At 46.9% G+C, this 24,811-nt stretch carries 24 protein-coding genes; 12 read left to right on the top strand and 12 right to left on the bottom strand.

The genetic code is table 11. The features are described 5' to 3' along the window. Positions 1-9: 9 nt before the first annotated feature. Positions 10-1,134 carry a peptidase MA family metallohydrolase gene (locus AC27G9_RS09120; protein WP_487073291.1) on the bottom strand — a complete coding sequence of 375 codons (1,125 nt, stop codon included), beginning with the start codon at positions 1,132-1,134 and terminating at the stop codon, positions 10-12. Between the two features lie 265 nt (positions 1,135-1,399). Between AC27G9_RS09120 and AC27G9_RS09115 the strand changes: the two genes are divergently transcribed. The 10 genes from AC27G9_RS09115 (at position 1,400) to AC27G9_RS09070 (ending at position 12,240) form a co-directional block, all read left to right on the top strand. Beyond that, the gene (locus tag AC27G9_RS09115; protein ID WP_487073289.1) at positions 1,400-1,975 is read left to right on the top strand and encodes a YceI family protein; all 576 of its coding nucleotides are present in this window, start codon (positions 1,400-1,402) and stop codon (positions 1,973-1,975) included. Positions 1,976-2,172: 197 nt separating this feature from the next. Then, positions 2,173-3,207 (top strand): flavin reductase family protein, encoded by a 1,035-nt coding sequence (locus AC27G9_RS09110; RefSeq protein WP_487073287.1) that lies wholly within the window; start codon positions 2,173-2,175, stop codon positions 3,205-3,207. Next, positions 3,204-4,265, top strand: a complete 1,062-nt coding sequence (locus AC27G9_RS09105; protein WP_487073285.1) for a fatty acid desaturase family protein — start codon at positions 3,204-3,206, stop codon at positions 4,263-4,265. The genes AC27G9_RS09110 and AC27G9_RS09105 overlap by 4 nt, the downstream gene beginning before the upstream one ends. Before the next feature lie 136 nt (positions 4,266-4,401). Then, a complete protein-coding gene (locus tag AC27G9_RS09100) occupies positions 4,402-5,376 on the top strand; it encodes a GlxA family transcriptional regulator (protein WP_487073283.1) in 975 nt (324 codons plus the stop codon). A gap of 140 nt (positions 5,377-5,516) precedes the next feature. Further along, the gene (locus AC27G9_RS09095) at positions 5,517-6,530 is read left to right on the top strand and encodes a helix-turn-helix domain-containing protein (protein ID WP_487073281.1); all 1,014 of its coding nucleotides are present in this window, start codon (positions 5,517-5,519) and stop codon (positions 6,528-6,530) included. Between the two features lie 114 nt (positions 6,531-6,644). Further along, a complete protein-coding gene (locus AC27G9_RS09090; protein WP_487073279.1) occupies positions 6,645-7,760 on the top strand; it encodes a nuclear transport factor 2 family protein in 1,116 nt (371 codons plus the stop codon). A gap of 254 nt (positions 7,761-8,014) precedes the next feature. Next, positions 8,015-8,992: a DUF1852 domain-containing protein gene (locus AC27G9_RS09085; RefSeq protein ID WP_487073277.1), complete on the top strand. Its 978-nt coding sequence runs from the start codon at positions 8,015-8,017 to the stop codon at positions 8,990-8,992. A 20-nt stretch (positions 8,993-9,012) separates the two neighbouring features. Next, positions 9,013-10,047: a methionine synthase gene (locus AC27G9_RS09080; RefSeq protein WP_487073275.1), complete on the top strand. Its 1,035-nt coding sequence runs from the start codon at positions 9,013-9,015 to the stop codon at positions 10,045-10,047. Positions 10,048-10,222: 175 nt separating this feature from the next. Continuing rightward, positions 10,223-11,869: a S41 family peptidase gene (locus tag AC27G9_RS09075; RefSeq protein ID WP_487073273.1), complete on the top strand. Its 1,647-nt coding sequence runs from the start codon at positions 10,223-10,225 to the stop codon at positions 11,867-11,869. Continuing rightward, positions 11,869-12,240 (top strand): hypothetical protein, encoded by a 372-nt coding sequence (locus AC27G9_RS09070; protein WP_487073271.1) that lies wholly within the window; start codon positions 11,869-11,871, stop codon positions 12,238-12,240. Before AC27G9_RS09075 ends, AC27G9_RS09070 begins: the two co-directional genes overlap by 1 nt. A 55-nt stretch (positions 12,241-12,295) precedes the next feature. On the opposite strand, the gene AC27G9_RS09065 is transcribed toward AC27G9_RS09070, so the two are convergent. From AC27G9_RS09065 to glyA, 3 genes are all read right to left on the bottom strand, one after another. Continuing rightward, a complete protein-coding gene (locus AC27G9_RS09065) occupies positions 12,296-13,441 on the bottom strand; it encodes a helix-turn-helix transcriptional regulator (RefSeq protein WP_487073269.1) in 1,146 nt (381 codons plus the stop codon). 85 nt (positions 13,442-13,526) lie between these two features. Continuing rightward, complete coding sequence (locus AC27G9_RS09060) at positions 13,527-13,937, bottom strand: DUF6326 family protein (RefSeq protein WP_487073267.1); 411 nt, start codon at positions 13,935-13,937, stop codon at positions 13,527-13,529. A 188-nt stretch (positions 13,938-14,125) separates the two neighbouring features. Next, complete coding sequence (gene glyA / locus AC27G9_RS09055) at positions 14,126-15,379, bottom strand: serine hydroxymethyltransferase (protein WP_487073265.1); 1,254 nt, start codon at positions 15,377-15,379, stop codon at positions 14,126-14,128. A gap of 112 nt (positions 15,380-15,491) precedes the next feature. On the opposite strand from glyA, the gene AC27G9_RS09050 reads away from it, so the two are divergent. Beyond that, positions 15,492-16,349, top strand: coding sequence for a LysR family transcriptional regulator (locus tag AC27G9_RS09050; RefSeq protein ID WP_487073263.1), 858 nt, complete (start codon positions 15,492-15,494; stop codon positions 16,347-16,349). Positions 16,350-16,430: 81 nt separating this feature from the next. Here the strand turns inward: AC27G9_RS09050 and AC27G9_RS09045 are convergent, their stop codons facing one another. Beyond that, on the bottom strand, positions 16,431-18,671 hold the full coding sequence (locus tag AC27G9_RS09045; RefSeq protein WP_487073261.1) for a xanthine dehydrogenase family protein molybdopterin-binding subunit: 2,241 nt from the start codon (positions 18,669-18,671) through the stop codon (positions 16,431-16,433). Then, positions 18,671-19,141, bottom strand: a complete 471-nt coding sequence (locus AC27G9_RS09040) for a (2Fe-2S)-binding protein (protein WP_487073259.1) — start codon at positions 19,139-19,141, stop codon at positions 18,671-18,673. Before AC27G9_RS09040 ends, AC27G9_RS09045 begins: the two co-directional genes overlap by 1 nt. Positions 19,142-19,569: 428 nt before the next feature. Here AC27G9_RS09040 and AC27G9_RS09035 point away from each other — a divergent pair, with 428 nt between their 5' ends. Then, complete coding sequence (locus tag AC27G9_RS09035; RefSeq protein ID WP_487073257.1) at positions 19,570-20,292, top strand: hypothetical protein; 723 nt, start codon at positions 19,570-19,572, stop codon at positions 20,290-20,292. 100 nt (positions 20,293-20,392) lie between these two features. Here AC27G9_RS09035 and AC27G9_RS09030 read toward each other — a convergent pair whose 3' ends face one another. From AC27G9_RS09030 to AC27G9_RS09005, 6 genes are all read right to left on the bottom strand, one after another. Further along, on the bottom strand, positions 20,393-20,905 hold the full coding sequence (locus AC27G9_RS09030; RefSeq protein WP_487073255.1) for a DinB family protein: 513 nt from the start codon (positions 20,903-20,905) through the stop codon (positions 20,393-20,395). A gap of 40 nt (positions 20,906-20,945) precedes the next feature. Beyond that, complete coding sequence (locus AC27G9_RS09025; RefSeq protein ID WP_487073253.1) at positions 20,946-21,323, bottom strand: hypothetical protein; 378 nt, start codon at positions 21,321-21,323, stop codon at positions 20,946-20,948. A gap of 104 nt (positions 21,324-21,427) precedes the next feature. Then, on the bottom strand, positions 21,428-22,402 hold the full coding sequence (locus AC27G9_RS09020) for an AraC family transcriptional regulator (RefSeq protein WP_487073251.1): 975 nt from the start codon (positions 22,400-22,402) through the stop codon (positions 21,428-21,430). A gap of 82 nt (positions 22,403-22,484) precedes the next feature. After that, positions 22,485-22,925 carry an anthrone oxygenase family protein gene (locus AC27G9_RS09015; RefSeq protein ID WP_487073249.1) on the bottom strand — a complete coding sequence of 147 codons (441 nt, stop codon included), beginning with the start codon at positions 22,923-22,925 and terminating at the stop codon, positions 22,485-22,487. Then, entirely contained in the window at positions 22,918-23,754 is an 837-nt protein-coding gene (locus AC27G9_RS09010) for an NmrA family NAD(P)-binding protein (protein ID WP_487073247.1), read from the bottom strand. Before AC27G9_RS09010 ends, AC27G9_RS09015 begins: the two co-directional genes overlap by 8 nt. Before the next feature lie 150 nt (positions 23,755-23,904). After that, positions 23,905-24,810 carry a LysR substrate-binding domain-containing protein gene (locus tag AC27G9_RS09005; RefSeq protein ID WP_487073245.1) on the bottom strand — a complete coding sequence of 302 codons (906 nt, stop codon included), beginning with the start codon at positions 24,808-24,810 and terminating at the stop codon, positions 23,905-23,907. Between the last annotated feature and the right edge of the window lies 1 nt (position 24,811).

Raw genomic sequence — 24,811 nt, 5'->3', positions numbered from 1 at the left:
GCGGCAATGCTATCTTCGAGCCTTTAACCAACGCTTAAATGCATTTTCGACCACATCGCCCGACAGCCCGAGGGCTGCCTCAAGTTGGCTTGGGGTGACCGTATCGCAACCATTTTGCCCCTCGACTAAGAGTAATCTGGTTAGGCCTTTGGGGTGTTGCTCAATCAAATAAGTGACGAAAGCCCAACTCGTCGCATAAAGTTGCCGACGGTAAGTCGAATTCCAATCATGTGATCTTGCCGAAATCATTTGGCCCAACGGTAAAACACCTTTTGACTGTAACAGCCGCTCCCAACCCGATTCGGATTTGCCCTGATATGCCGTTTCTGCATATTCTGCAATGCCCTCGTTTAACCAGCGCGGCATATTGCCGAACCAATGCCTGTTTACGGCGTGCATCGCTTCGTGAGTTGCCGTTCTCAACGACTGTTCTCTTGTCGTTAGCAATACATGGGATTGATTTAAGTGCCCAACATAAAAGCCGGGCGCATTGCCTACACTTGGTGCGAACTTTTGCTTAGTCGCATTATAAGCGCTAGGTTCAGAATGAAAGCGAAGGTCGATAACAACGGGGTGAGCGAGTGAGCTTGGTGTAAAACGAGCCAATGCTTCTCTGGCATAGTGAAACCGACGCTGCAGCTCACCACTAAAGCCAGCAAATGGTATAGCCCCTGAGACATTGAAAACCAAACCTTCCGGTTTTATCACTCCAGCGACTTTCACATTGCTTGCCCAGTTTCCCGCATTGTTTTTGTCACTTAAGTGTCGTGTACCGTCTTCATCAATCCAGGTATAAATGGTCTTTCCACCCTTTTGTGCATTGGGCTTACAGCTTGTAATGAGACGTTGTAGTTCTATCGGTGTATGCCTATGGCTATCCACCTCACTTGTTACGGCTTCTGGATTAAACCCTTTCGTTAGATGCTCTGCTATTTTCTCAGTACTGGGCTGTTTAGGTTTCAACACCGCGTCCGCAGCACTTAGCTCTGCACTTTCGATAGTCTGGGAAAATTCAGTAGACAGACCTGAGTGATAAAGTTGTAGAAACTTATCTTTAAACACGTAGAGAACCAAAACGGTATTTACGCCAAAGACGAGAAAAACTATGGTGAGAAAAGGGGTTGGTTTTGCCATTTCAGCTACATTCCTTGTAGTGCTAACCGAAGCTATCCTTTGGCAAGTTGTAACGCGATTTGGGTTGGGCGTAAAGCATGAGAATTCACACCTAAGTGTTAAAACACACGCTAAAATCCAAAGACCGTCAGTGTAAGAGGCGGTCATCTCGCAAAATGTTCAATCGATAATTTTAATTTTTTAAATCAACAAATTTCACTGTATATAACCAACCCAGTGACGCTATGTTAGCCCACAAACTGAACTATCATTAAAGGGCATATTGATGAAACACCTCATTTTGTGCGTCGCCTTCATCGCGTCGGTTGTGGCCGGCAATTCAAAGGCAATGGAGCTAAAACTCGACAGCGACTTATCGCGGGTGAGTTTTGCTACGATAAAACTTCAATACATTGTCGAGCCAGCCTCGATTTCGGGTTTGACGGGGCAGCTTGATGCTTCAGGCAAAGTCGACGTAAACATTCCCCTTGGGAATATTCAAACAGGCATCGACATTAGAAATCAAAGATTGAACGACTTGTTCTTTAATTCGAAGCTTTACCCCAGTGCCAGCGTATCGGTTCAACTTCCCAAAACCTTGCTGAGCGATGGTCAAGTCCTAAAACAAATGGACTTGGGTGCAAGAGTGCGGTTATTCGGCACTGAAAAAACGCTGACGTTCAAAGTTAATGTTGTGAAAACCGGCGACATCATCGCAGTGTCTACGGTACAGCCTACAATCGTCAGCGGCAGCACATTTGGTATTCCCTCGGCTAATTTGGCGGCATTAGCAAAAACCGTTGGCGGTATTGGCATCTCTGACACCGTGCCTGTGACATTTTCCTTGGTGTTCAAAGCCTGATCTCTATCTAGAGGAGCCAGTCGCGGCTCCTCTCACCAACGTTTCTTTTTTCAAACTTCTGCAAATACTACTTTTTCGAAACTGTTCGCAGCCAAGTCCTCCACGTTAAAAGCACTTGCGATCCTAAAATTTCAGCGTACACTTGTGCGCTTAGTGAGCGTACACTTGTTAGCTGAAATTCAAAGAGGAACAATTTAATGCAAGTGGTTAATTGGTTAACCCATACGTTTTTGCATCACGAGAGAATCGCTGGTTACCTAGAGCCCGTGATGCAAGCATTCAAACCGGCATGGCGCTCGAGCCTGTATCGCGCCCGAGTCATCTCTGTCTTAAACCTTGGCAACAGTATGGTTTCCGTTGCTATTCAAATCCCTAAAAACTGGCCAATACATCAAGCTGGCCAACATATCGCTGTCACGTTAGAGGTTGACGGCCGACTAATTACTCGCACCTTTACTGTGGCATCAAGCCCAGCACTTGCGCGACAACATCAGCAAATTCGCTTGGTGATCAAGCAGTCTTCACTGGGGCAATTCACCCCCAACCTCACCTCAGCACTCAATGGGAAATGGCTCAATTTGTCTGCGCCCAATGGCGAGTTTTTGTGGAATACGAGTGCTGAAAATGTGCTATTGCTCGCCGCGGGAAGTGGTATAACCCCATTTATAGCAATGTTACAGAGCTTGCCTGAATCTACCCAGCAACGCATCACTTTGCTGTATTACGCCAAGCCAGGGCAACACATTCTACGGGAAGAACTGGGCCAAGTGTCCAATACCCTAAAACACTTAAAGGTGGAGTTTTTAAACCGCTCGCAAGACCAAGATGTGCGTTCACATTTGAGTCATTATGACGACCACCTATGGATGGCTTGTGGCCCATCGCCGTTTTATCAAAGCATCATCGAAGAGGCCGACCGCTTGGGAATCTCTGTTGCTAGTGAGCATTTCCTGGCAACACCTACGGTCTCGGTCGAACCCACACAACTAGACGTCACCTATCAGCGTCGCACGTTATCTCTTAGCAATACCCAAACTCTACTCTCTCAACTGCTAGACGCCGGCGAAGCCGTTACCTATGGCTGTGGCATCGGTGTTTGCCACCAATGTAAATGTACAAAGAAAAGCGGTGTTGTCAGAAATATTAAAACGGGTCAACTTTCCGATGCAGGCCAAGCGCTGATTCAACTGTGCATCTCTCAACCTGTAACCCCTTTGGAGCTTGAAGTATGAGCACTGTAGCCAAACCAAACTTTGACTTACTCGCCGAACAACTTGACGCGGTGAAACAAGAAACAATGGCCGAGGTAGGCCAAGCCGACGCCAATTATATTCGCAAAGTGATCATGACTCAGCGATTATTCGAGTGGTCAGGTCGAATCTTGCTAGTGCTTGGATTCGTTAGCCCAATCCTCTGGGTAATCGGCGTATTGAGCTTAGCGATTGGCAAAATCCTCGACAACATGGAAATTGGCCACAATGTGATGCACGGCCAATACGATTGGATGAACGATAGGTTTATCAATTCCAAATCCTATGAATGGGATATCGCATGTGATGGCGACAGCTGGCACCGTACACACAATTATGAGCATCACACCTATACCAATATCATAGGCAAAGACAGAGATTTCGGTTACGGCTTATTGCGTTTATCCAATGATTTTCGTTGGCGAGTAAAAAACCTGTGGCAGTTTGCAACCTACTTGCTGCTGAGTGTGATGTTCCAATGGGGTGTGTCGTACCACGAGCTTGCGGCAGAGCGCGTGTTTTTTGGTAAGAAAAAACAAAATCGCGGCTCTGCGGTTAGCCACAGCGAACTCAAAAAGCGTTTCTTCAGCAAAGGCGCAAGGCAGCTAGTAAAAGACTACGTCTTATTCCCGCTGCTGGCAGGACCATTCTTTTTGTGGGTTTTAGTGGGAAACCTATTGGCTAATTTACTTCGTAACTTATGGACCTCGACGATCATTTTTTGCGGTCACTTCACCGAGCATGCACAGACCTTCTCTGAGGCCGATTGCGAAAACGAGACGCAAGGTATGTGGTATTACCGCCAAGCATTGGGTTCGTCTAACTTGCAAGGCGCAAATTGGTTTCATGTACTAACGGGGCATTTGAGCTTTCAAATAGAGCACCATTTGTTTCCCGATATGCCAGCAAAGCGCTATCGAGAAGTGTCGCCAAAAGTGAAGGCGATATTCGATCAGCACGGGATTTACTACAATACTGGTAGCTTTTTCCGGCAATATGGAACGGTAGTTAAACGCATATTACGTTACTCCTTCCCTTAGCCTAAGTTCAGTGAACATCCCAAGTTCACGGTTAATTCTTTCTATCAAAATGGCAGTTTTGGTTGCATGAATGTCATAACTGCCATCACAATATCCGCGCATACTGAGTTCAGTCACCGCTACTGAGGAATCAATCATGCGTAAAACAATCTGTTTACTGGCTTACGAGGGTGTCGAGTTACTCGATTTATGCGGCCCACAATCCGCTTTTTACGAGGCAACCCTATTTGATGACAGCAGCTACGAACTCATAGCCGTGGGTTTTACGGCACGAGCGGTCAACTGCGAGGCGGGTATGCAAGTCACACCCAATGCCACAATTGACGATATCGAAGACTGCCATACACTGATCATCCCCGGCGGCAAAGGGGCAAGAAGCCCCAATATTACTGAGGCCGACCTCAAGCGACTATCAGGTTTGATGCATAAAGCCGAGCGAGTAGTATCCATTTGTACCGGCGCTTTTTTGATGGCTCGTGCTGGCATACCAGTGGAAACCAAAGTCACGACTCACTGGGCCTTTTTTGACATGTTCCAAAACCAATATCCACAGCTACACCTTGAGGCAGAGAAACTGTTTATTCGAGATGGCAAATATTGGTCATCGGCTGGGGTTACCTCGGGTATTGATTTGTCACTTAGGTTGATTGAACTGGATTTGGGCAGTGAGGCATCTCATCACGTAGCGAAGCACTTGGTGGTTTACGTCAAACGCACGGGTAATCAAAAACAATTCTCTGATTTACTGGATGTGCAAGCCCCAAAGCACAATCGAATCCTCAGCGCGACCGATTGGATAAAGGCAAATATTGGTAGCGACATAACGGTAACTTCATTATCGGCACAACTCCACTTGAGTGAACGCCAATGCCATCGGTTATTTTTGACTGAAACTGGCGTAACACCAGCTCACTATGTAGAGAAGATTCGACTACAAATTGCCAGCGAGTTGCTTGCCACCACAGATAAAAACAGTAAATCGGTTGCTGCCGCCGTGGGCTATAAAACCTATGATGGTTTCCGCCGCGCGTTCGAGCGCCATTTTTCCATCTCGCCTTCAGCTTATCGCAATGCATTCTATTCATCTCATCGCGATGATACGCCGTCCTGAGGTGTTCAGACTACGTTGGCCGCTGATGCACATTTTCAGCGGCCAGCCCGACAAACAAAGAAGAATTTGTGGGTAGGCAATTGACTGTATTTTTGTGATGATAGCGCTAATATCGATTTTGTCATTGGATTCACGCATTTATGCTGGCATTGAGTAGCCAATTTTTATTCTTTTTGAGCGCGCTGGGCGCGTTTAACGGGTTGCTATTGGCAGGCTATCTCTTGGCAACCAAACGATCGCAACTGCGATACTGGTTCCTATCTGCATTGCTCATCATGGTCAGTGTTAGAGTCGGGAAATCCGTATTGTTTTTCTTCTATCCAGAATTGGATAAAACGATCTTACAAGTGGGATTGTCGGCGTGTTTTCTCATCGGCCCCATGACCTTCTTTTACACTCAAAGCACGCTATCCAATGCGGTAAAACTAAGCCGTGGTCAACGCATCCATATCAGCATCTTAGCGGGTTTCGTTGTACTCGTGGGCACAGTGTTTCCCTATACCTCGCATACTGATTTGTGGGTGACATACCTCTACAAAGCGGTAAATTACAATTGGCTCGTTTATCTCGGGTTGTCTTGGTTTACCCTTCACCGAGTGTTTCCCGACAAGGCCTCATTGTTCAGCCGCGACAACATGTTGCTATTGAGCGTAAACGTAGGAGCCAGCGCAATATGGTTGGCGTATTTTACCTCTTCACTGACGTCTTACATTGTAGGCGCCCTATCGTTTTCCTTTATCCTTTACGTCTCCATTGTCATCGTGTTTGTGTTGAAACCCAAGCCGGTTTCTTATCAGTCGAAACAGTTTGACCAAAACACGGTTGAAACGCTCAAAGACAATTTGGAGCGCACTATGCTGGCAGATGAGTATTATTGCCATCCTTTGCTATCCATGCCGCAGGTCGCCAGCAAAATGGGGGTAACAACCGCGCAACTTTCCCAATTGCTCAACGACAGTTTGAACAAATCTTTCACCGTTTATGTCAATGAACTCAGAGTGGAGAAAGCCAAATCCCTATTACAAAACGGTCAACCTATGACAATGGAAGTAGTAGCTGAGCAATGCGGTTACAATTCCATGTCGACCTTTTACAGCGCCTTCAAAAAATACACAGATGTGACGCCAGCCAAATACAGAGCCCAGTGGCAATAGTGCTTTGCACTCCGAATTTATAAATTCGGAGTGCGAAAAGATAGGTTACTAAAAGGATTCTCCCTCGCCTTTTTCATAATTGACATTCCTTATACACATTACGGAACGTACTTTATGAAAATGACAAAGGTTTGGTTAAGCTCACTGCTATTGCTCATTACGAGCAACTGCGCAAACAGCACAGAACAACAAGAAGTCGAAGCGGCACTACAACTCTATATTGATGGCACCAGTTTCAGCCAACCAGACAAAATCAGCGATGCGTTTTATACCGACGCTAACTTATTTTTGAGCCACAAAGAAAAGCCGGTATGGATAGTCCCCGTGCAAGAGTATACTAGCTGGTTTAACAAAGTCGGGAGGAAAACGGGGCGGATAGGAAACATTCTAGCGATAGATATTCAAAACGACATAGCTACTGCCAAAATCGAAATTCTTCACCCTCAGAGCCAGTCTCGCTATATTGATTTATTACTGCTGAAAAAGCTTAATAGTCAATGGAAGATAATCAGTAAAACCGCCACTTCCACAGCCGGCAACAACAGTGGTCAGCGCATCTTATTTATCGTTTCCAACGCCCATTTCCATGGCGACAGCCAGATTCCAGCCGGTGTTAGCTTTGGTGAAATCGTCAATGCATATGACGTATTTACCCAAGCGGGTTACACAGTAGATTTTGTCAGCCCTGAAGGTGGCGCGATACCACTCTCTTATGTCAACACGTCGGAAAAGCTTCACAAACAGTATCTTTATGATACCGATTTCATGTATGCCATTGGTCATACTCATACACCAGCAGACATCGACCCGAGCCAATATGCGGCGGTGCAATACATTGGCGGTAGTAATGCCATGTACGGTGTAGCCAACAATGAAGCTATTCAGCGCATTGCCATGGCAGTGTATGAACAACACAATGGCATCATTTCTTCGGTGTGCCACGGTACAGCGGGTATCGTGCATCTCAAGACCTCTGATGGCAACTATTTGGTCAAAGACAAACGCATTACCGGCTACCCCGATAGTTTTGAAAACCCAGATAAAGCCTATTTCAAAGAGTTTCCCTTTCTGATTCAAAAGACGACCGAAGCCCACGGTGGAAACTTCTATCACTCGCCTCGCAACAACGCTCATGTGGAGGTTGATGGCAGAATTGTGACTGGCCAAAATTTCCTGTCTTCAGCCCCAGTGGCCCTCAAAATCATCGAATTGATCGAAAGCCAAGGCTAGCCCGCATTGATCTTTGGAGTCGGGTTGCCAATTCCGGCTCCATTCCTTTACGAGTGCCCGAGAGCAAGCTCTCACAGCCAACGTCTCCAGATAAATTTTCGTCACATACCATCAATGCATGAATGCGATTCATACTTACATTAAATTAAGTCATTTTAATTCATGATAAAACTGCCGTATAACGGTCTCATAGACATTATTTAGACGTCCAAACGTCTAGAAACCCAATCGCGAAGACGAAATGTGAGACTAACATGACCACGGATTTCACTTTTACAGTATCAAGCATACATTTTGACGAGGACTACCGTCCTTCACAAAACACTCGGATTACGACGAACTTTGCCAATTTGGCGAGAGGCGAAAGGCGTCAAGATAACCTTCGCGACGCCCTGAGAATGATAGATAACCGATTTAATGCGTTGGCGAATTGGGATAATCCCAACGGCGATCGATACGCCATTGAACTCGACATTATCTCGGTAGATATTGACGTTGAAGGTAATGGCGACGCGTTTCCGTCCATCGAGATTTTAAAAACTCACATTATCGACAAACAAACGGGCAAGCGTATCGAAGGCATCGTTGGCAACAACTTCTCATCGTACGTTAGAGATTACGATTTCAGTGTTGTATTGCGTGATCACAATAAAGATCGTAGCCAATTTAGTGTGCCCAACAACTTTGGTGATCTGCACGGCAAATTGTTCCAGTCTTTCGTAAATTCCGACGCGTATCGTGCCAACTTTAAAAAACCGCCGGTAATCTGCTTGAGTGTATCAAATAGCAAAACGTATCATCGCACTGAAAACCAACATCCCGTACTTGGCGTAGAATACCTGCCCAACGAATCATCATTAACCGAGCGTTATTTTCAGAAGATGGGTCTACAGGTGCGCTACTTCATGCCGCCTAACAGCGTGGCGCCTTTTGCCTTTTATTTCTTCGGCGACTTGCTAAATGACTACAGCAACTTAGAACTGGTTAGCACTATTGCCACGATGGAAACCTTTCAGAAAATCTATCGCCCAGAAATCTATAACGCGAACGCAGTCGCTGGGCAGTGCTATCAGCCAAATTTACAACACCGTGACCACTCTGTGACTCAGATAGAGTACGACCGAGAAGAACGCAGTCACCTCGCGGTGAAGCAAGGTAAGTATGTGGAAGAGCATTTTATAAAGCCCTATCAACATGTACTGAACCAATGGTCTGCAAACTACACACATTAATCACTAGGCGACGACATACAATGACTACACTATTACCTACTTCAATTGCTGGTAGCTTGCCCAAACCACAATGGCTGGCTCAACCCGAAGTCCTATGGTCGCCTTGGAAATTGGCGAACGATGAATTACTCGCGGGCAAGCGTGATGCACTGCGATTATCTCTTCAAGATCAAAGCCATGCTGGCATTGATATCATCAGTGATGGCGAACAAACTCGTCAGCATTTTGTCACCACCTTTATTGAGCACCTAGACGGTGTCGATTTTGAAAAACGCAAGACAGTGCGTATTCGCAATCGATACGATGCTGACGTCCCAGTTGTTGTCAGTGACGTCACGCGAGAAAAATCGGTGTTCGTCGACGATGCCAAGTACCTTCGAACACAGACGGATAAACCAATTAAATGGGCATTGCCAGGACCGATGACCATGATAGACACGCTGTACGATGATCATTATAAAAGTCGTGAAAAATTGGCCTGGGAGTTTGCCAAAATTCTCAATCAGGAAGCGAGAGAGCTCGAGGCGGCTGGTGTAGATATCATTCAGTTTGACGAACCCGCGTTTAATGTATTTTTTGATGAAGTGAATGACTGGGGTATCGCCGCACTGGAAAGAGCCATTGAGGGCCTGAAATGCGAAACTGCTGTCCATATCTGTTACGGCTATGGCATCAAAGCCAATACCGATTGGAAGAAAAGCTTGGGTTCAGAATGGCGTCAATACGAAGAGATTTTCCCCAAGCTTCAACAGTCCAACATCGACTTGGTGTCATTGGAATGCCAAAACGCCAAAGTCCCAATGGATCTAATCGAGCTGATCCGAGGTAAAAAGGTCATGGTAGGTGCCATCGACGTGGCGACGCATCACATTGAGACGCCACAAGAAGTCGCCAATACCTTGCGCAAAGCCCTTAACTTCGTCGACGCCGACAAGTTATACCCTTGCACTAATTGCGGCATGGTGCCGTTGCCGCAACACGTGGCGAACGGCAAGCTCCAAGCCCTCAGTGCAGGGGCGCAGATAGTAAGAGACGAGCTACTTGGCCGAGCATAACGAGTCACCACAAAAAATGTGCGAAAATTGAACCTAATCGGTGAACCTAGGCTCTTACCAAATACGTTGAGTGACCTTACTTCCTGTTTTGTTTGTAGTGTAAGATGGTACGACATTATGGCCGCAACAAAAGCGGCCTAGGTAGTCGAGTCGTCTTCGCAAATTGGAATTGCTTATGTTTACCGAATCAAAAAAGTGTTTAGCTGTATCTTTGTCTGTGCTGATTCTATCCGCTTGTGGCGGTGGTGGTGGCGGCGCTTCAAGTTCCCCTTCGACTCAGGGTGGGCAAACGCCTGCACCGACGCCAGCCCCGACTCCTGCGCCCACACCATCAACATCTCAGTGGCAATCAGGCGTATTTCCCGCGGCTAGCGAGTTCATTGCAAAATGCGCAGTCCCTCGCACCACCACCGATATTGACGGCAACCCTTATCCAGATACTCAGGGAAGCCTATTCGATGAACAAATGTGGCTGCGGTCATGGAGTAACGATACTTACCTTTGGTACGACGAGATTGAAGATCAAGACCCAGCCAATTACGCGACGGCTCAAGCGTATTTCGATATTCTGAAAACCAATGAAACTACAGCATCTGGCTCAGAGAAAGATAACTTTCACTTCTTTCAATCGACAGAAGAGTACGAGTCATTTTCACAGTCGGGGTCATCCACAGACTACGGCATCGAATGGGTCTTTTTGCGTTCATCACCACCTAGAAACATCATTGCAGGTGTCGTCCAACCCAACTCGCCAGCCGCATTAGCAGGGATTGAGCGGGGTGATAAGCTTCTACAAATCGACGCTGAAAGCGCCATAGATGGCGGTAACGTCGACTTCTTAAACAGTGCTCTCTTCCCGAGTGAGGAAGGGCAAAGTTATAACTTTTTGGTCGAAAAAGTCGATGGTTCAGAGCTCAACGCCAACCTCACTTCAACGACCACAGTTCAGTCCTTCGTTAACAATGTGCAAGTCGTCGATACTGATGCAGGCAAAGTGGGCTACATGCGTTTTGACGGCTTCCAACGACCAGGACAAGGCCCGCTTATTGATGGATTCCAACAATTTGTTGACGAGAACGTCACCGATTTGGTGTTGGACTTGCGCTACAACGGCGGTGGCCTCATAGCGATGTCGTCACAACTGGCTTACATGATCGCAGGACCTGCACAAACCACAGACCGGGTTTACACACTGACACAATTCAATAGTAAATCTGCCACCACCAATCCAGTCACGGGCGATACAATCCGAGCAACACCGTTTTACAACCGCGAAATTGATTGGGATGCAGGTCAGTTTACCGACAACATTTTACCCAGCTTAAATCTGACTCGAGTATTCGTCATTACCACCGATGGAACCTGTTCTGCCAGTGAGTCTTTAATCAACGGCCTGCGTGGTATCGACGTGGAAGTGATTCAAATTGGCGGCACTACGTGTGGTAAACCTTATGGTTTCTATCCAACGGATAACTGCGGCACTACCTATTTCACTATCCAATTCCAAAGCGTGAACGCCAAAGGCTTTGGCGAATACGCAGAAGGTTTCTCGCCCGTGGCATCTCCGGCTTTTGAAGATCAATTACCGGGTTGTACTGTGGCTGACGACTATACGACAGCCTTAGGCGACCCCAGTGAAGATATGTTTGCCACAGCACTAGAGCGCTTGACTACGGGTAACTGCCCGACGGTTGCAGGCAAGAGTATAGAAGTCAATAACAGAGCGACAAACGACGAGTTTTCGGTGTTTGATACGCGTTTCCGTTCCTTTATTCGAGAAAACGGTATCGATTCCCCTATTGCAGAACCGGGCGCGCAGTAATGAGCAAACCTTTACTCATACTCGCCAGCATTATTGGCCTAAGCGGTTGCCAGTCAACCGCTAGTGAGGCGAAGCCTGCGGTGTTGACGTCAAATAGTGCAGCAAATAGCGCCGCCGTCAAAACAGCGCTGTCTGAGTTGATGTTTGGTAGAGAGGTGAAGGTAGCGGCAACCGCTTTTACCACCAGCGATAAACTGGTGATCGAACGCCAGCCTACCAAATATGATAACGGTGGAATTGTCCGCACAGAGCCAGAAGACGTTTGGACTTTTTCCCTCGTTCAGATTGAAGGCCAATGCTGGCTTCAACGAGAAGATAACGGCCAGCGTATCGCGCTTACTAACGTGACCTGCAAACCTTTAAACAACTAGCCTACGGTACAAATCGAAAATGAATGGCGTAACATGTGTCGAGTGTTGAAGACATTTAAGATGCCTGTTTGCTGTCGGCGACTAAATTGCGGTATGCGGAAGGCGTGTGCCCTACCATTTTTTTAAACGCCGTATTAAATGTTGATTTGGAATTGAACCCTACATCCAACGCGATGTTGATGACCAAATCATTGCTTTCAACTAACGCCCGCTTTGCAGCTTCAATACGGTAGCCGTTCACAAACTGGAAAAAATTAGTATTCAAGTATTGAGACAAGGTTTCGGAAATGTGGTTTTCACTTTCATCAATTGCCAGCGACAAACTGTTTAACGATAAGTTGTCTTCAAGATACAAGCTATCTTGACTCATCGCCAGCTCCAGTTTTTTGCCTATGCGTTCCATTCGCTGCACACTGAGCAGTGCACTGCGCTTTGTTTCAGTGCTCGGTTGGCCCTTCTCGGATGCGCTTAAGACTTTTTGCGCCAGCGCTTTTTGAATAAAGAAGGCTAACGCTATTGCCTCGCATAAGGGCAACAAAACGCCCGTTCCAGCCCAGCGCCCGACCAACGCCCCTAACGCAAATTCAACAGCAAACAATAACCACACTGCGCCCCAAACAAAGAGCACAGACTTAAACCAAGAAAGTGAACGTTGTTCAATTTCAGAGAAACGCTCCATCAACTGCGCGACATGGGTTTTGTGTAGCCTAAATGCCATAGCCAGAAAAGCCAGGGTAAACACGATAAAAATGCTCGTTGCGGTCAAACAAGTCGCTAACGCAATTTTCCACAGTTCAGGGTCGCGCGTTTCTGGTTCTGCTAGTGCCAGTTTTTCCGCCGACGACAGTGTCAACACAAACGGAAGCATCGCAACTATCACCAAGACGGGCCCTGACAACGCGAGCCACCAATATTTTTTCTCCACAGTGGCATTGGGCGACATAGTGGCATGTGCATAAAAAAACAAAGCTGGTCCCAGCAACACACGAAACGGGAATTGGGCTCCCGCCAGCGCCGGCGCGTAAACATAAGCGCCGGAGTAAATAAACAATTCTCCTGCCAGATGTATTGTTAATAGCAACAATAAAGCACCAAGGTATAGCGTTTGTTTTTCCCTAGGACGCTTGAGCACATCCAATAGTGCAAACCCCGTCATACCGAGCATGCAGGAATAAATGATAGTGGGGAAAACTTCGACCATAGTGTGACCAAACATCAGCTGTAACAAACTCGGTCATAATAGGTTGAAACCCCACTTCGCGCCACTGCCTTATCGCCAAGCATGTTTATTCTTGCGCTTCGTTTTTCCAAGTTACGGCGAGATAGATGATGAGTAACCCAGTACACACTTCGAAAAAGCTGAAAAACATATAATGCAATGTGCCGCCCATCGTCACCGTATACGCTTGCACTGATGTAGTAATAATACCGGCGACAATATTGAAGTAACGGTTTAATCCATATCTAAGACATCTAGACAAGACAATCATTATCATGGGGATTTGTAGAATAATCGCGAACATCAACAAAAACTCTTCATTGATGACGATATTTCCCGCGCTCCCCTTCAGAAACGCCTTTAAATATTTCGATAAGTGTAAGGTAAAAACATCGCAGTAGATGTAGTTAACCGTTAAGTAAATCCATAGGATTGACAGTAAATTTTTGCGTTCACCGTTGTATTCAAACATTTTCATTTCACATCTCTATCATTGTTGAAGTGAAATCAAAATGCCCTACAGGCCGCATTCTGTCGTCCAAATGGGCCTATTCGAACGAAATAATTGCGCAACTCACAAAAAAACGCCCAGCCATCATGACTGAGCGCTCTTACTTGGCGTGCAATCTTAGCAGTGACAAGCACCACTAAGCTTGCGAGGGAAAATTAACCGTAGACCGGGAAGCGGTCGCAAAGTGCAGACACTTTTTCTGCCGTCGCCTTGGCAACATCTTCATTTTTAATATCGTCGAGAACGTCGCAGATCCAACCGGCAAGCTCTGCCGACTCTGTCTGCCCAAAACCACGTGACGTGATGGCAGGTGTACCGATGCGAATACCACTGGTGACAAACGGCGATTGAGGATCGTTTGGCACGGTATTTTTGTTCAACGTTATACCCACTTGCTCTAAAGCGTGGTCCGCTTCTTTACCCGTCAACCCTTTATCAATCAGGTCTACTAAGAACAAATGGTTATCTGTTTGACCCGACACTATGTTGTAGCCGCGTTGAATGAATACCCCAGCCATTTCACGGGCGTTTGCTACCACTTGAGTTTGATACTCAGCAAACTCAGGTGATGCCGCTTCTTTCAGTGCTACCGCTTTCGCCGCGATAACGTGCATCAATGGGCCGCCTTGAATACCAGGGAATATCAATGAATTGAATTTTTTCTCTAAGTCAGGGTTAGATTTACACAGGATCAAGCCGCCTCTCGGGCCTCGCAACGTTTTATGTGTCGTTGTTGTGACCACATCAGCATGAGGTACTGGGTTAGGATACAAGCCAGCTGCTACCAAACCTGCAACATGCGCCATATCAACCAGTAAGTAAGCACCAACTTTATCAGCAATCTCGCGGAACTTGCTCCAGTCCATAATGCGCGAGTACGCCGAAAAGCCTGCGACAATTAACTTAGGCTTATGCTCGAGCGCTAGATACAAAATGTGCTCATAGTCGAGCTCGCCTGTTTGCGTATCGATGCCATATTGAACGGCATTGTAAAGCTTGCCAGAGAAATTAGGCTTCGCACCATGGGTCAAATGTCCACCGTGATCAAGACTCAACCCCAATACGGTATCACCGGCGTTGAGCAATGCCATGTACACTGCCGCATTCGCTTGAGAACCAGAGTGAGGCTGTACGTTGGCGTAGTCGGCGTTAAACAAAGCACAAGCGCGATCAATGGCAAGCTGCTCTACAACATCTACGTGTTCGCAACCGCCGTAGTAACGTTTTTGTGGATAGCCTTCAGCATATTTGTTAGTCAACTGGCTGCCTTGGGCTTCCATCACTGCTTTGCTAGTGTAGTTTTCCGAAGCAATCAGCTCTACACACTGCTGCTGTCTGAGGTTTTCTTTGGCAATGGCTTCTGCAACACTCGGGTCGACTTGGTTTAACGTTTTGTTGAGGCTATTCATTATTCTTGCTCCCATTTTTTTACACTTGTGATTGAAGCATAGCGCTGGATTATCTATTATTTAAATTAATAGATATTATTGACCAAATTAAAAAACTTAATAGCCAGTTAGCATGAAGAACTTACCTATTGATGTCTTGCGCTCCTTTGTTACCGTTTGCCAAGTTGAGAGCTTTACCCAAAGTGCACAGCAACTAGGACGAACGCAATCGGCAATCAGCCAACAAATTCGCAAGTTGGAAGACCGTTTTGATCAGCAGTTTTTCGTCAGAAGCGCCAATAGTTTTACCCTGACCGAGCAGGGCAAGCGTTTATACGACTACGCAGTTGAAATTCTTGCACTCAACGACATGGCGATTAAAGAGTTTGACCGTGAAGGGATTACTGGCAGTGTAAAACTGGGGATCCCGAGCGAATTTGCCACGGCCATCATACCCAAAGTGATTCACGAGTTTCGCCAAACCCACCCGCAAATCTCGCTAGAAGTAGTCTGCGCGCTGAGCAAAACCCTGCTCCATGAAGACAGCAAGTTAGAAAGTGATTTCGACTTGATGTTAGTGTTAAAAGAGCCCGTACAACCAGAAGACAGTGACTTCATCAAGAAAGAGCCCCTGATTTGGGTAGGCAGCCCTTTGCATACGCTAAAATCAGTCGACCCGCTTCCCCTCGTATTGGCACCGACACCTTGTATTTATCGAAAGCGTGTAGAGACCAAATTACGCCAACAAAAAATAAATTGGAACACCATTTATACCATTCAAGATTTGTATGGCATCCAGTGTGCTATCGAGGAAGGCATTGGTTTTACCGTACTTGCGAAATCCACCATGCCGACCAGTTTAATTGAACTTAAGAATGACGAACGTTTACCTGAACTGGGAGAGGTCGGTATTTACCTCAAACACATGAAAAAAACACCCAACGAAGCCGCTACGCTACTGGCTGACAAAATCCGCCAGCGCTTTGTTTAAGCCCAGAGACGATATAGACACATAGAAAAACGCCCTGATTAGTTCAGGGCGTTTTGGTTTACATTAGATGGCGTTGCACACTTACGCTTTCGACGTGTCAATCGGCAGGCTGCGATAACGCTTGCCCGATGCCTGATACAAGGCGTTGGCAAGAGCGGGAGCAAAGGGTGCCATTCCCGGTTCGCCAAGGCCGGTAGGCTTAGCACCAGAATCAACAAAGTGCACTTCTACTTCCGGCATATCCGAGATTCGCATCACCGGATAATCGTGGAAGTTACTGTTCACAACCGCACCGTCTTTAAAGTTAATTTCACAGTACTTAGACAGCGAAATACCCATCGCAACAGCACCTTCTTGTTGCGCCGTGGCGCCATCTTTGTTGATGACCTGACCACAATCTACTGCTGAATCCACGCGTACAACTTCAAAGTCATTGCCTTTCATTCGCACATGAACCGCCATCGCGATGTAGGTTTGGAAGCTGTAGTGCACAGCAATACCAATACCCTCGCCCGCTGGCAGCTTTTTACCGAATCCCGATTTCTCGGCAGCTAAAGCCAATACCCCTTTTGAACGCGCTACTTGCTCGGCTTGTTCAGGGTTAGTATTGTTGTCGTAAATACGATTAAGCATAGTTACCGTATCCACCCCGGCTTTTTCAGCCAACTCGTCTGCAAATACACCAAAGCCAAAGCCATAGAAAATAGCGTAGACGGCACGATACCAACCTATACGCGTGTGTGCAGGCGCTAAGCCTGATTCACTGCGCAAGTTAGTGATACCGAATGGGTGATTTTCAATTTCGCTTACCGCATTAGCTGGCGCAAACTGGACACTCGGGTCAAACAAGGTATTGATCGACGGGAAAGCAATGCGGTGTAACCACCCTGTGACATTACCCTCGTTGTCTAATGATGCCTCAATGTGCTGTGCACTGTTTGAATGATAATACCCCGTGCGCATGTCCTCTTCGCGAGTCCATGTTAATTGAATTGGCGTACCCACCGCTTTTGAAATCGCTGCGGCTTCCTGAACGTAATCACATTTGAACTTACGCCCAAAAGCGCCGCCACTGATCATCACATTCACATGTACATTCTTTTTGTCGATACCGAGGAAACCCGATAGCACAGTTTGAATATCGTCTGGGCTTTGCGTCGATGCCCACACCTCACAAAAATCGTCCTGAACCGACACAACACTGGCATTAGGCTCCATAGGTGCATGTACCAAGTGGCCTTCAGTGTACGTGGCCGATACGGTTTGTTTGGCACTAGCAAATGCACCTTCAACGTCACCCCTTTCAGCGATTTTATTCGCTGGCTTTTCGACATTAGTGACCAACTCTTGCATATACACATCCGTGTCATAGCTACCGTGAGGGCCTCTATTCCATTCGACTTTAAGCTTATCTACGCCTTGTTGTGCCGACCATGAGTTGTTAGCCACTACAGCCACACCACCAAGGGAACCAAACGGGACTTTCAAAGGGGCCACTTCAACCACAGCGGTAACACCTGCCACCTTTAAGGCTTCCGTTTTATCAACGGATTTCAGAGTACCGCCCATCACCGGACAGTGAACAATAGCGGCGTATTGCATGCCTGGCACTTTGGTGTCTACGCCATAGGTGCGCTGCCCTTTTATGACTTTTGACACATCGTGACGCGGTAAGTGTGAGCCAATGTAACGAAAATCTGATTTGGCTTTCAGCGGCGGGTTTTCTGGCACTGGCATATCCGCAGCCAGGCTCGCTAGTTCACCATAACCGAGCTTTTCACCATTGGTTTTGTTGATAACAAAATGATTTTCAGCGTAGCAGTTGTCAGCGGATGTACCCCACACTTTGGCGGCCGCAGCAACCAACATGGCTTTTGCCGTCGCACCAGCAACGCGCATAGGTTCATACATAGTACGGATACTCGCTGAACCACCAGTTGCTTGGCTGCCGTATTTATCTTGGTCGCCTTCGGCTTGTTCTACGCGAACATGTTGCCAATCTGCATCCATTTCATCTGCGATTACCGACGGTAACGCCGTACTGATCCCTTGGCCCATTTCGCAGCGGCCACAATAAATCAATACATCGCCGTTTTCATATAGATTAATAAAGGCATTGGGATTAAACGTTGCGCTTTGCGCTTTTCCACTTGGGCTAGCAACAGAAGGCAAAGAAAAGCCAATACACAAGCCACCTGTGCCAAGTGCACTAACTTTTAAAAATTGTCGACGGTCTAGGGTGAGCTCGCTAAGCTGGCTAGCAACGGCTGCCGTTTGCTTTTGGCGCTCTTGCTTTAGTAACTGTTCGATATCTGCGCGCATTATGACACCTCTTTAGCCAATTCATCAGCGGCCATACCAATGGCTTTTTTGATTCGCTTGTAAGTACCACAACGGCAGATATTACCGACCATTGCACTCTCAATTTCTTGCTCTGAAGGTGATGCGTTGTTGTTCAACAGGCTGGCTGCATTCATAATTTGACCAGCTTGGCAGTATCCACACTGTGGCACACCAACCTCTAGCCAGGCCTTTTGCAGCGGATGATCGCCGTCATCAGATAAGCCTTCAATCGTCGTAATGCTGCGCCCAGCCATTGCACCTACCGGGGTCACGCAAGAGCGTACCGCTTGGCCATCAACGTGAACCGTACAAGCACCGCATAATCCTTTACCGCAACCGAATTTAGTGCCTGTAAATTCTAACCTGTCTCGTAAGTACCAGAGTAATGGCATGCTTTCAGGCACGTCAATATCGTGGTCAACCTTATTAATGGTGATCTTTTTATTCATCATCTCTCCGTGGGATCGGTCTTCGAAAACGATTTAGTTAAGTTAGCCCTCAATTGCCATTAAGCCAACTTTATTCAACCCGTTATAATGTAGTTGAGCGCGTCTAAAACCGCTTTGTTTTGCTAAAGTCCCACAATAACCAATACAAATCACGCGCCTTTTGGTTGCGTAAAACGTCAATTTCCCCTGATAAAGAGTTGTCAAAAATCTTTACAATTTATATCGCCATTGACTCTCACCTTAAAAAAAAGCCAATAAAAACAACAGCAAATATTCAAGGCATGTAGCTTGCTTAAAAACCATACAGGGAATTTGTCGATTCATGCTGTACGTCAAATTGATTCACTACACTTAAAAAAAAGAATCGCGAATGCATTGGATATGCCCCGTGTTTCGATGAACAAAAAACAATAATTAAGGACACAACCATGAAATTTGCAAAAGTACATCAGCTTTTTGCCGCCGCATTACTGTTGGCCACATCGAGTGCCAATGCAGGGCTTATCAACTGGACGGATTGGCAAAATCATATCTCTAACGTTTCACCGTCAAATTCTAACTCTTTGGTAACGGGACAGGTGAATACAGGCAGCGGGTTAATTTCCGTAGAGTCTGTCAACAACAACCCTAATGCTTTCGTGCACCTTGGCGGCAATACGCCTAACTACTGGGGCCCAAGTGCGAGCAACCCAACCGTGACAGCATTCACCGTGAATGGCGTAGACGAAGCACCGGTAACATCAGATATGATCGCGTTAAACGCCGGTGGTACTGTGACTATCAACTTTGGCCAACAAGTTACCGATGCCTATATTGGTTTAATCAGCTGGAATGGTCAGTCTTTCAGCCCGGCAACGTTTGACAAAGAAATAGAACTAGTTAGCTCAGGTACAGGCTATTGGGGCTCTGGTAGCGGTGTACTTACCCCAGACAACATGGGCTTTACCAGTGTTGGCGAGTACCACGGCATTATCAAAGTACTTGGCACTTACACCAGCTTCTCATTCACGCATCGCTCAGAATTCTGGCATGGTTTCAGTGTCGGCCTTGGCCCACAAACCACTAGCAGTGTCAGTGCACCAAGTGCTTTTGCACTATTTTCGGCGGTAATGGCCTTTGTGCTGTTCAGAAGAAAGGTCGCTAAGCGCTAATATTGATTTGCGCGCGCTAATTGGGGCGCGCGTATCTATCTTTCTCAACTCGTTCACAATGGCTCTGCTATCAATCTAGTAGCAAGTAGTCTTTCCCAAATTATTGCGCAGATTCGGCTATATCTGCTAGCAAGTCGGTAGTGCCCACATCTACTCCCATTTGATACAACAAGGTCGATACTTGCCCTCGGTGATGGGTTTGATGATTGAAAAAGTGTTGAAGCAGCATGCCTAGATTCTTCGCTTTTGCTTGCCCTTGCGTATTGCGATAACGCAAGGTCTGTTCGCAGATGTCAGGGGTTACCACATCCGTCAATTCCATGATGAGCGTATCGAGCGCGATTCGTTGTTGCTCTAATGCTGGCAGTGTGGCGTGTAGCGTTTGGTTTAGAGATATTGGTGTCGGAAATTGTCCAAGCGGCGTATCTAGCCAAACCAACGAAGGCAAAGTGGCGAAACGCTTAAGCCAAATCAGGTCTCCTACCATAATGTGGTTAAGGGTACCGAGTACCGAACCAAAGAACGCGCCTTGATCAGCCGTTATTTCGGTATGACTCAGTGTTGACGCTTGGCAATACACAGCGCGGTTCATGCGCTGATTATACTGTGCCATCAGGCTAAAGTTGACCAAACTATGCCCCTTCTACCAATGCCTACTCTACGACATACCACTTTATCTCGTATGGGCTCAATGTGGAATACAAACCAATGTGACGAGTATAGGGGCGCAGTGAAATTGTACTGTCTTTTCGATTGGGGATTTGTGCTTCAATACCGTTGATTTGGGCGTAAACATTGTCACCAATGATACTCAAAAACCCCGTATCCATCGCGTGCTCTACAAACCCCAGATTCATGTAAATACGGATGGGTTTGCCATCTCTTATGGCTTGTTTTAGCTGCGCGATGCTGCCAGATATCCGCTCGGCTTTATTATTTTGGTGATACAACACCGTTGGTTGCGCAAGAACACCATTGCTGGCGCTCCACAGCGCAAACAAGCTTGCCAGTATTATCAGTCGCTTTTTCATCAGTACACTCTCTCTTTTCGATACAAAGAGTGTATTCTAGAGCCAATCAGCGCGTTTGATTCAGTGTGTGAATTGCTTTGCAGAGCGTACAAAGAGGCTTTCATTCAAGTGTCACTGGTTTGGTAGGCTTTGCGAATTTCGTTTGGGCTCTTGCCAATGATCTTCTTAAATGCGCGGGAAAAAGCAGCCTCGGATTGATACCCCACTTCCAACGCAATCGCCAGCATAGAGTCTTTAGACAATTGGAGCTTAGAATAGGCCAATGACATTCGCCATTCGGTTAAATACTCCATTGGCGTATTGCCAATCAAACGCTTAAATTGCTGGGCAAAGCTCGTCCTCGACATACCAATGTTTTGTGCTAATTCCTCCAGTGACCAATGGTGATCAGGAGCATCGTGGATCAAAGTTAACGCTTTGCCAATGCGATCGTCTTCGAGTGCGCCTAGCCACCCCATTTTGTCCTCACCAATTTCAATGAGGTGTTGGCGCATTGCCGCGATAACCATAATATCAGCCAATCTGGCGATCACTGCCTCCGCGCCGACACCAACCCCAAGGGTCTCCACTTGAAGTAAGTGACTAATATTATCGACAATACTGTTTGCTGCGCTGTCCTCCTGACGGATAAGAATTTGTGACGGCAATATGCCCAATAGCTTTATCGCTAACGGATGTTGGAACAGTAGTACACCACACACCATGTTGGTTGCGCTACCCTGACCGCCAAACGCTAGCGTTTCGTAGCGCTCAGTTACGGCCTGTATTGGCAATTCGTGAAGTGGTGTAAAGTCCTCGCAAGCGCCATCATTCAGGGTATGGCCCTCGCCTTTTGGGAACAAGATAAAATCGCCAGCGCGCAATTCAATATGCTCGTCACCGATACTAAATTGTGCACTGCCATCAACAACCAAGTGAAACATCATACAGTTGTGCATAGGCGGCATACGCATTGCCCATGGGGTACGCAATGTTGACTGAGTAAAAAAAGCGCTCTCCATGCGTAAACTATCGAGTAATTTTCCAATAGGCTCGTCCTTGATTGGTGTGTTCACTCGATGTTTATAGTCAAAGTTCATGGTGCGTTACCTTTTTTGTTTGTTACGCCACTAGCCTCAAGGTTAGCATGCTTGGTTGGTACTAAAGATCAAAAATGACAAGTTAAGCCAGCGCAAATAAAAACCCCGCCAAGAGTGCACTCCCTGTGCGCAGATGGTTCCACCCTACCCACCGCTTAAGGTAAATACGCCAAACTTCAGCGAGTGCATTGTCGTGGGCGTCTCTGAGTTTATCGTTCAGTGGCACATTAAAAACTGCAGTCACCGCAGTAGTACCGATAAAAAATATGATCCCCGCCCAGGCTTTGGGCCCGACGTGAAAGAAAAAGAAATACAAGCCCGCCACACCCGACACGATAAAACACATCATGAACAAAGGATTGAGGATTTGCTTATTGATGGCCACCATCACTTGTGCGCCATTAGGTTGCTCTGCCAACACCGCCATGATGGTATTACTAAAGATAAAGTACAAACCCACCATAACGATGATAGTCAGTTCAAGTATCGCCTCAACAATGGTCGTAACCGATAAATCAAACACGAGCAGCCCCTTTAAATGCTCTCATGTTGCTCTTTACGAACTCTCTGAAACGCTTTGGCGGACGACCCAAGGCTTGGTCGACACCTTTAGCAATGTATTCATTGCGTCCGTCTAACACTTCCGTAAATAAATACGTCAGCATCTCGATGGCTTTGGGATCAACGCGGTTGTGATTTAATGCAGCCACAAAGCTCTCAAGGGAAATTTGAACAAAGTCGACAGGTGTGGGCAGAAACTCAGAAAAGATATCGGCCAACTGTGAAAAGCTCAGTAACTCAGGGCCGGTGACTTCATAGAGTTGGCCATTGTGTTTACCATCGATAAGCGAAGCCACTACAACATCAGAGATATCATCGACATCAACAAACGGCTCGGTAACATCACCAACAGGTAAGGCAATCGTACCCGCCTCAATGAAGTTGCGAAACATGCCTTCGCTAAAGTTTTGATTAAACCAACTGGCCCTCACCACCGTCCAACTCAAGCCCGATGTTTGTACAATTTCCTCACAAATTTGTGCAGCGGGTTCGCCACGACCAGACAATAAAGTAATGTGTTTTACACCTTTGATTTTAGCCAAAGCGCAAAATCGTGCGATATCTTCTGGGGCCTCGGGAATCGCCAAATCGGGATAGTAAGTAAGGTATACCGCATCTATCCCACGCAATGCTGCTGCCCACGTTTCGGGTGCTCGCCAGTCAAAGTGCACTTCGCCTAAACGGCTTGCGCCTTTCACATTTAAGCCCATCTCGGTGAGCTTGTCGCAAACTCGAGTCCCCGTTTTACCTGTCGCGCCAATCACTAGGTATGTGTCTATTTGGTTTGTCATTGTGCCTTTACTCTAAATTAACTAGGTAAAGGCACTATAACTAAGTCATTGCGAACAATATTTGCTCAGCGTATGGATTTTAATGCACATCGTACCGATATCTGATGTGGTCAGGGCATCAATACAAGGTCTGTTGCTTGCGTAGAACCCCTAGTTTGAGTCAGTCACTTCACGCTTAACGTTGTCGAGCAAGTATTGGCACAACGCTCTCACCGCCGGTGATGAGCTCCTGCGTGATGGCAGTATTAAGCTCAGTTGTGCTTTACCACAATGCCAATGTGGCAGCACCCGAACCAAGCGTTGACGTTTGATTTGCGCCTCACAAATATATGAAGGCAAACTTACAATCCCCATGCCATCAACCGCAGCATCAACCAGAGTACTCATGTCATCACTGCACAAACGCGGGGAATGGGCCACCGCAAACTGCTCTTGCTCTCGTTGCAGCAGCCACTCGCCTTTGCGCACCTGCCAGCCTACCTTCAAGCTTTGATGTTGGGCGAGCTCATTTGGGTGAGTGGGTGTACCCTTGTCTGCCAAATAATCGGGGCTGGCGTAAAGGCACCAAGTAACATTCGCTAGGTGGCGCTGAATGTAACTTGAATCAGGCAAAGGAGAGGCGTGGCCGCGAATCGCCAAATCAATACCTGAGGCAATAAGGTCGACAGATTCATTGGTCACCTGCTGTGCGATATCCACTAACGGGTGGGCGCGAAGAAACTGGCAAAGTAACCCCTGCAGTGTAAACTGGGCAAGACCGACAGAGCAGGTAAGCGAAACACTGCCGCTTAACGTGGCTTTGCGCTGACTGACGGTTGACTCTGCCACCTCAACACCTTCTATCACTGCTACCGCTTTTTGATAAAACGCGTGTCCTATTTCTGTGATTTCAAACTGTCGCGATGTACGTTGAATTAACTTGGTATCTAGCCGCGTTTCTAAGTTGCTGATGTGGCGGCTAATCCGCGATTTGGGGATGTTTAACGCTTCGGCCGCTCTAGAGAAGCCGCCTTTTTCCACAACGTGCACAAAGTAAAAATAATCGTTGAGATCCATC

Source organism: Alteromonas sp. 5NS40-0096, from assembly GCF_057544385.1.
This window is presented reverse-complemented; position numbering and strand designations above follow the sequence as displayed.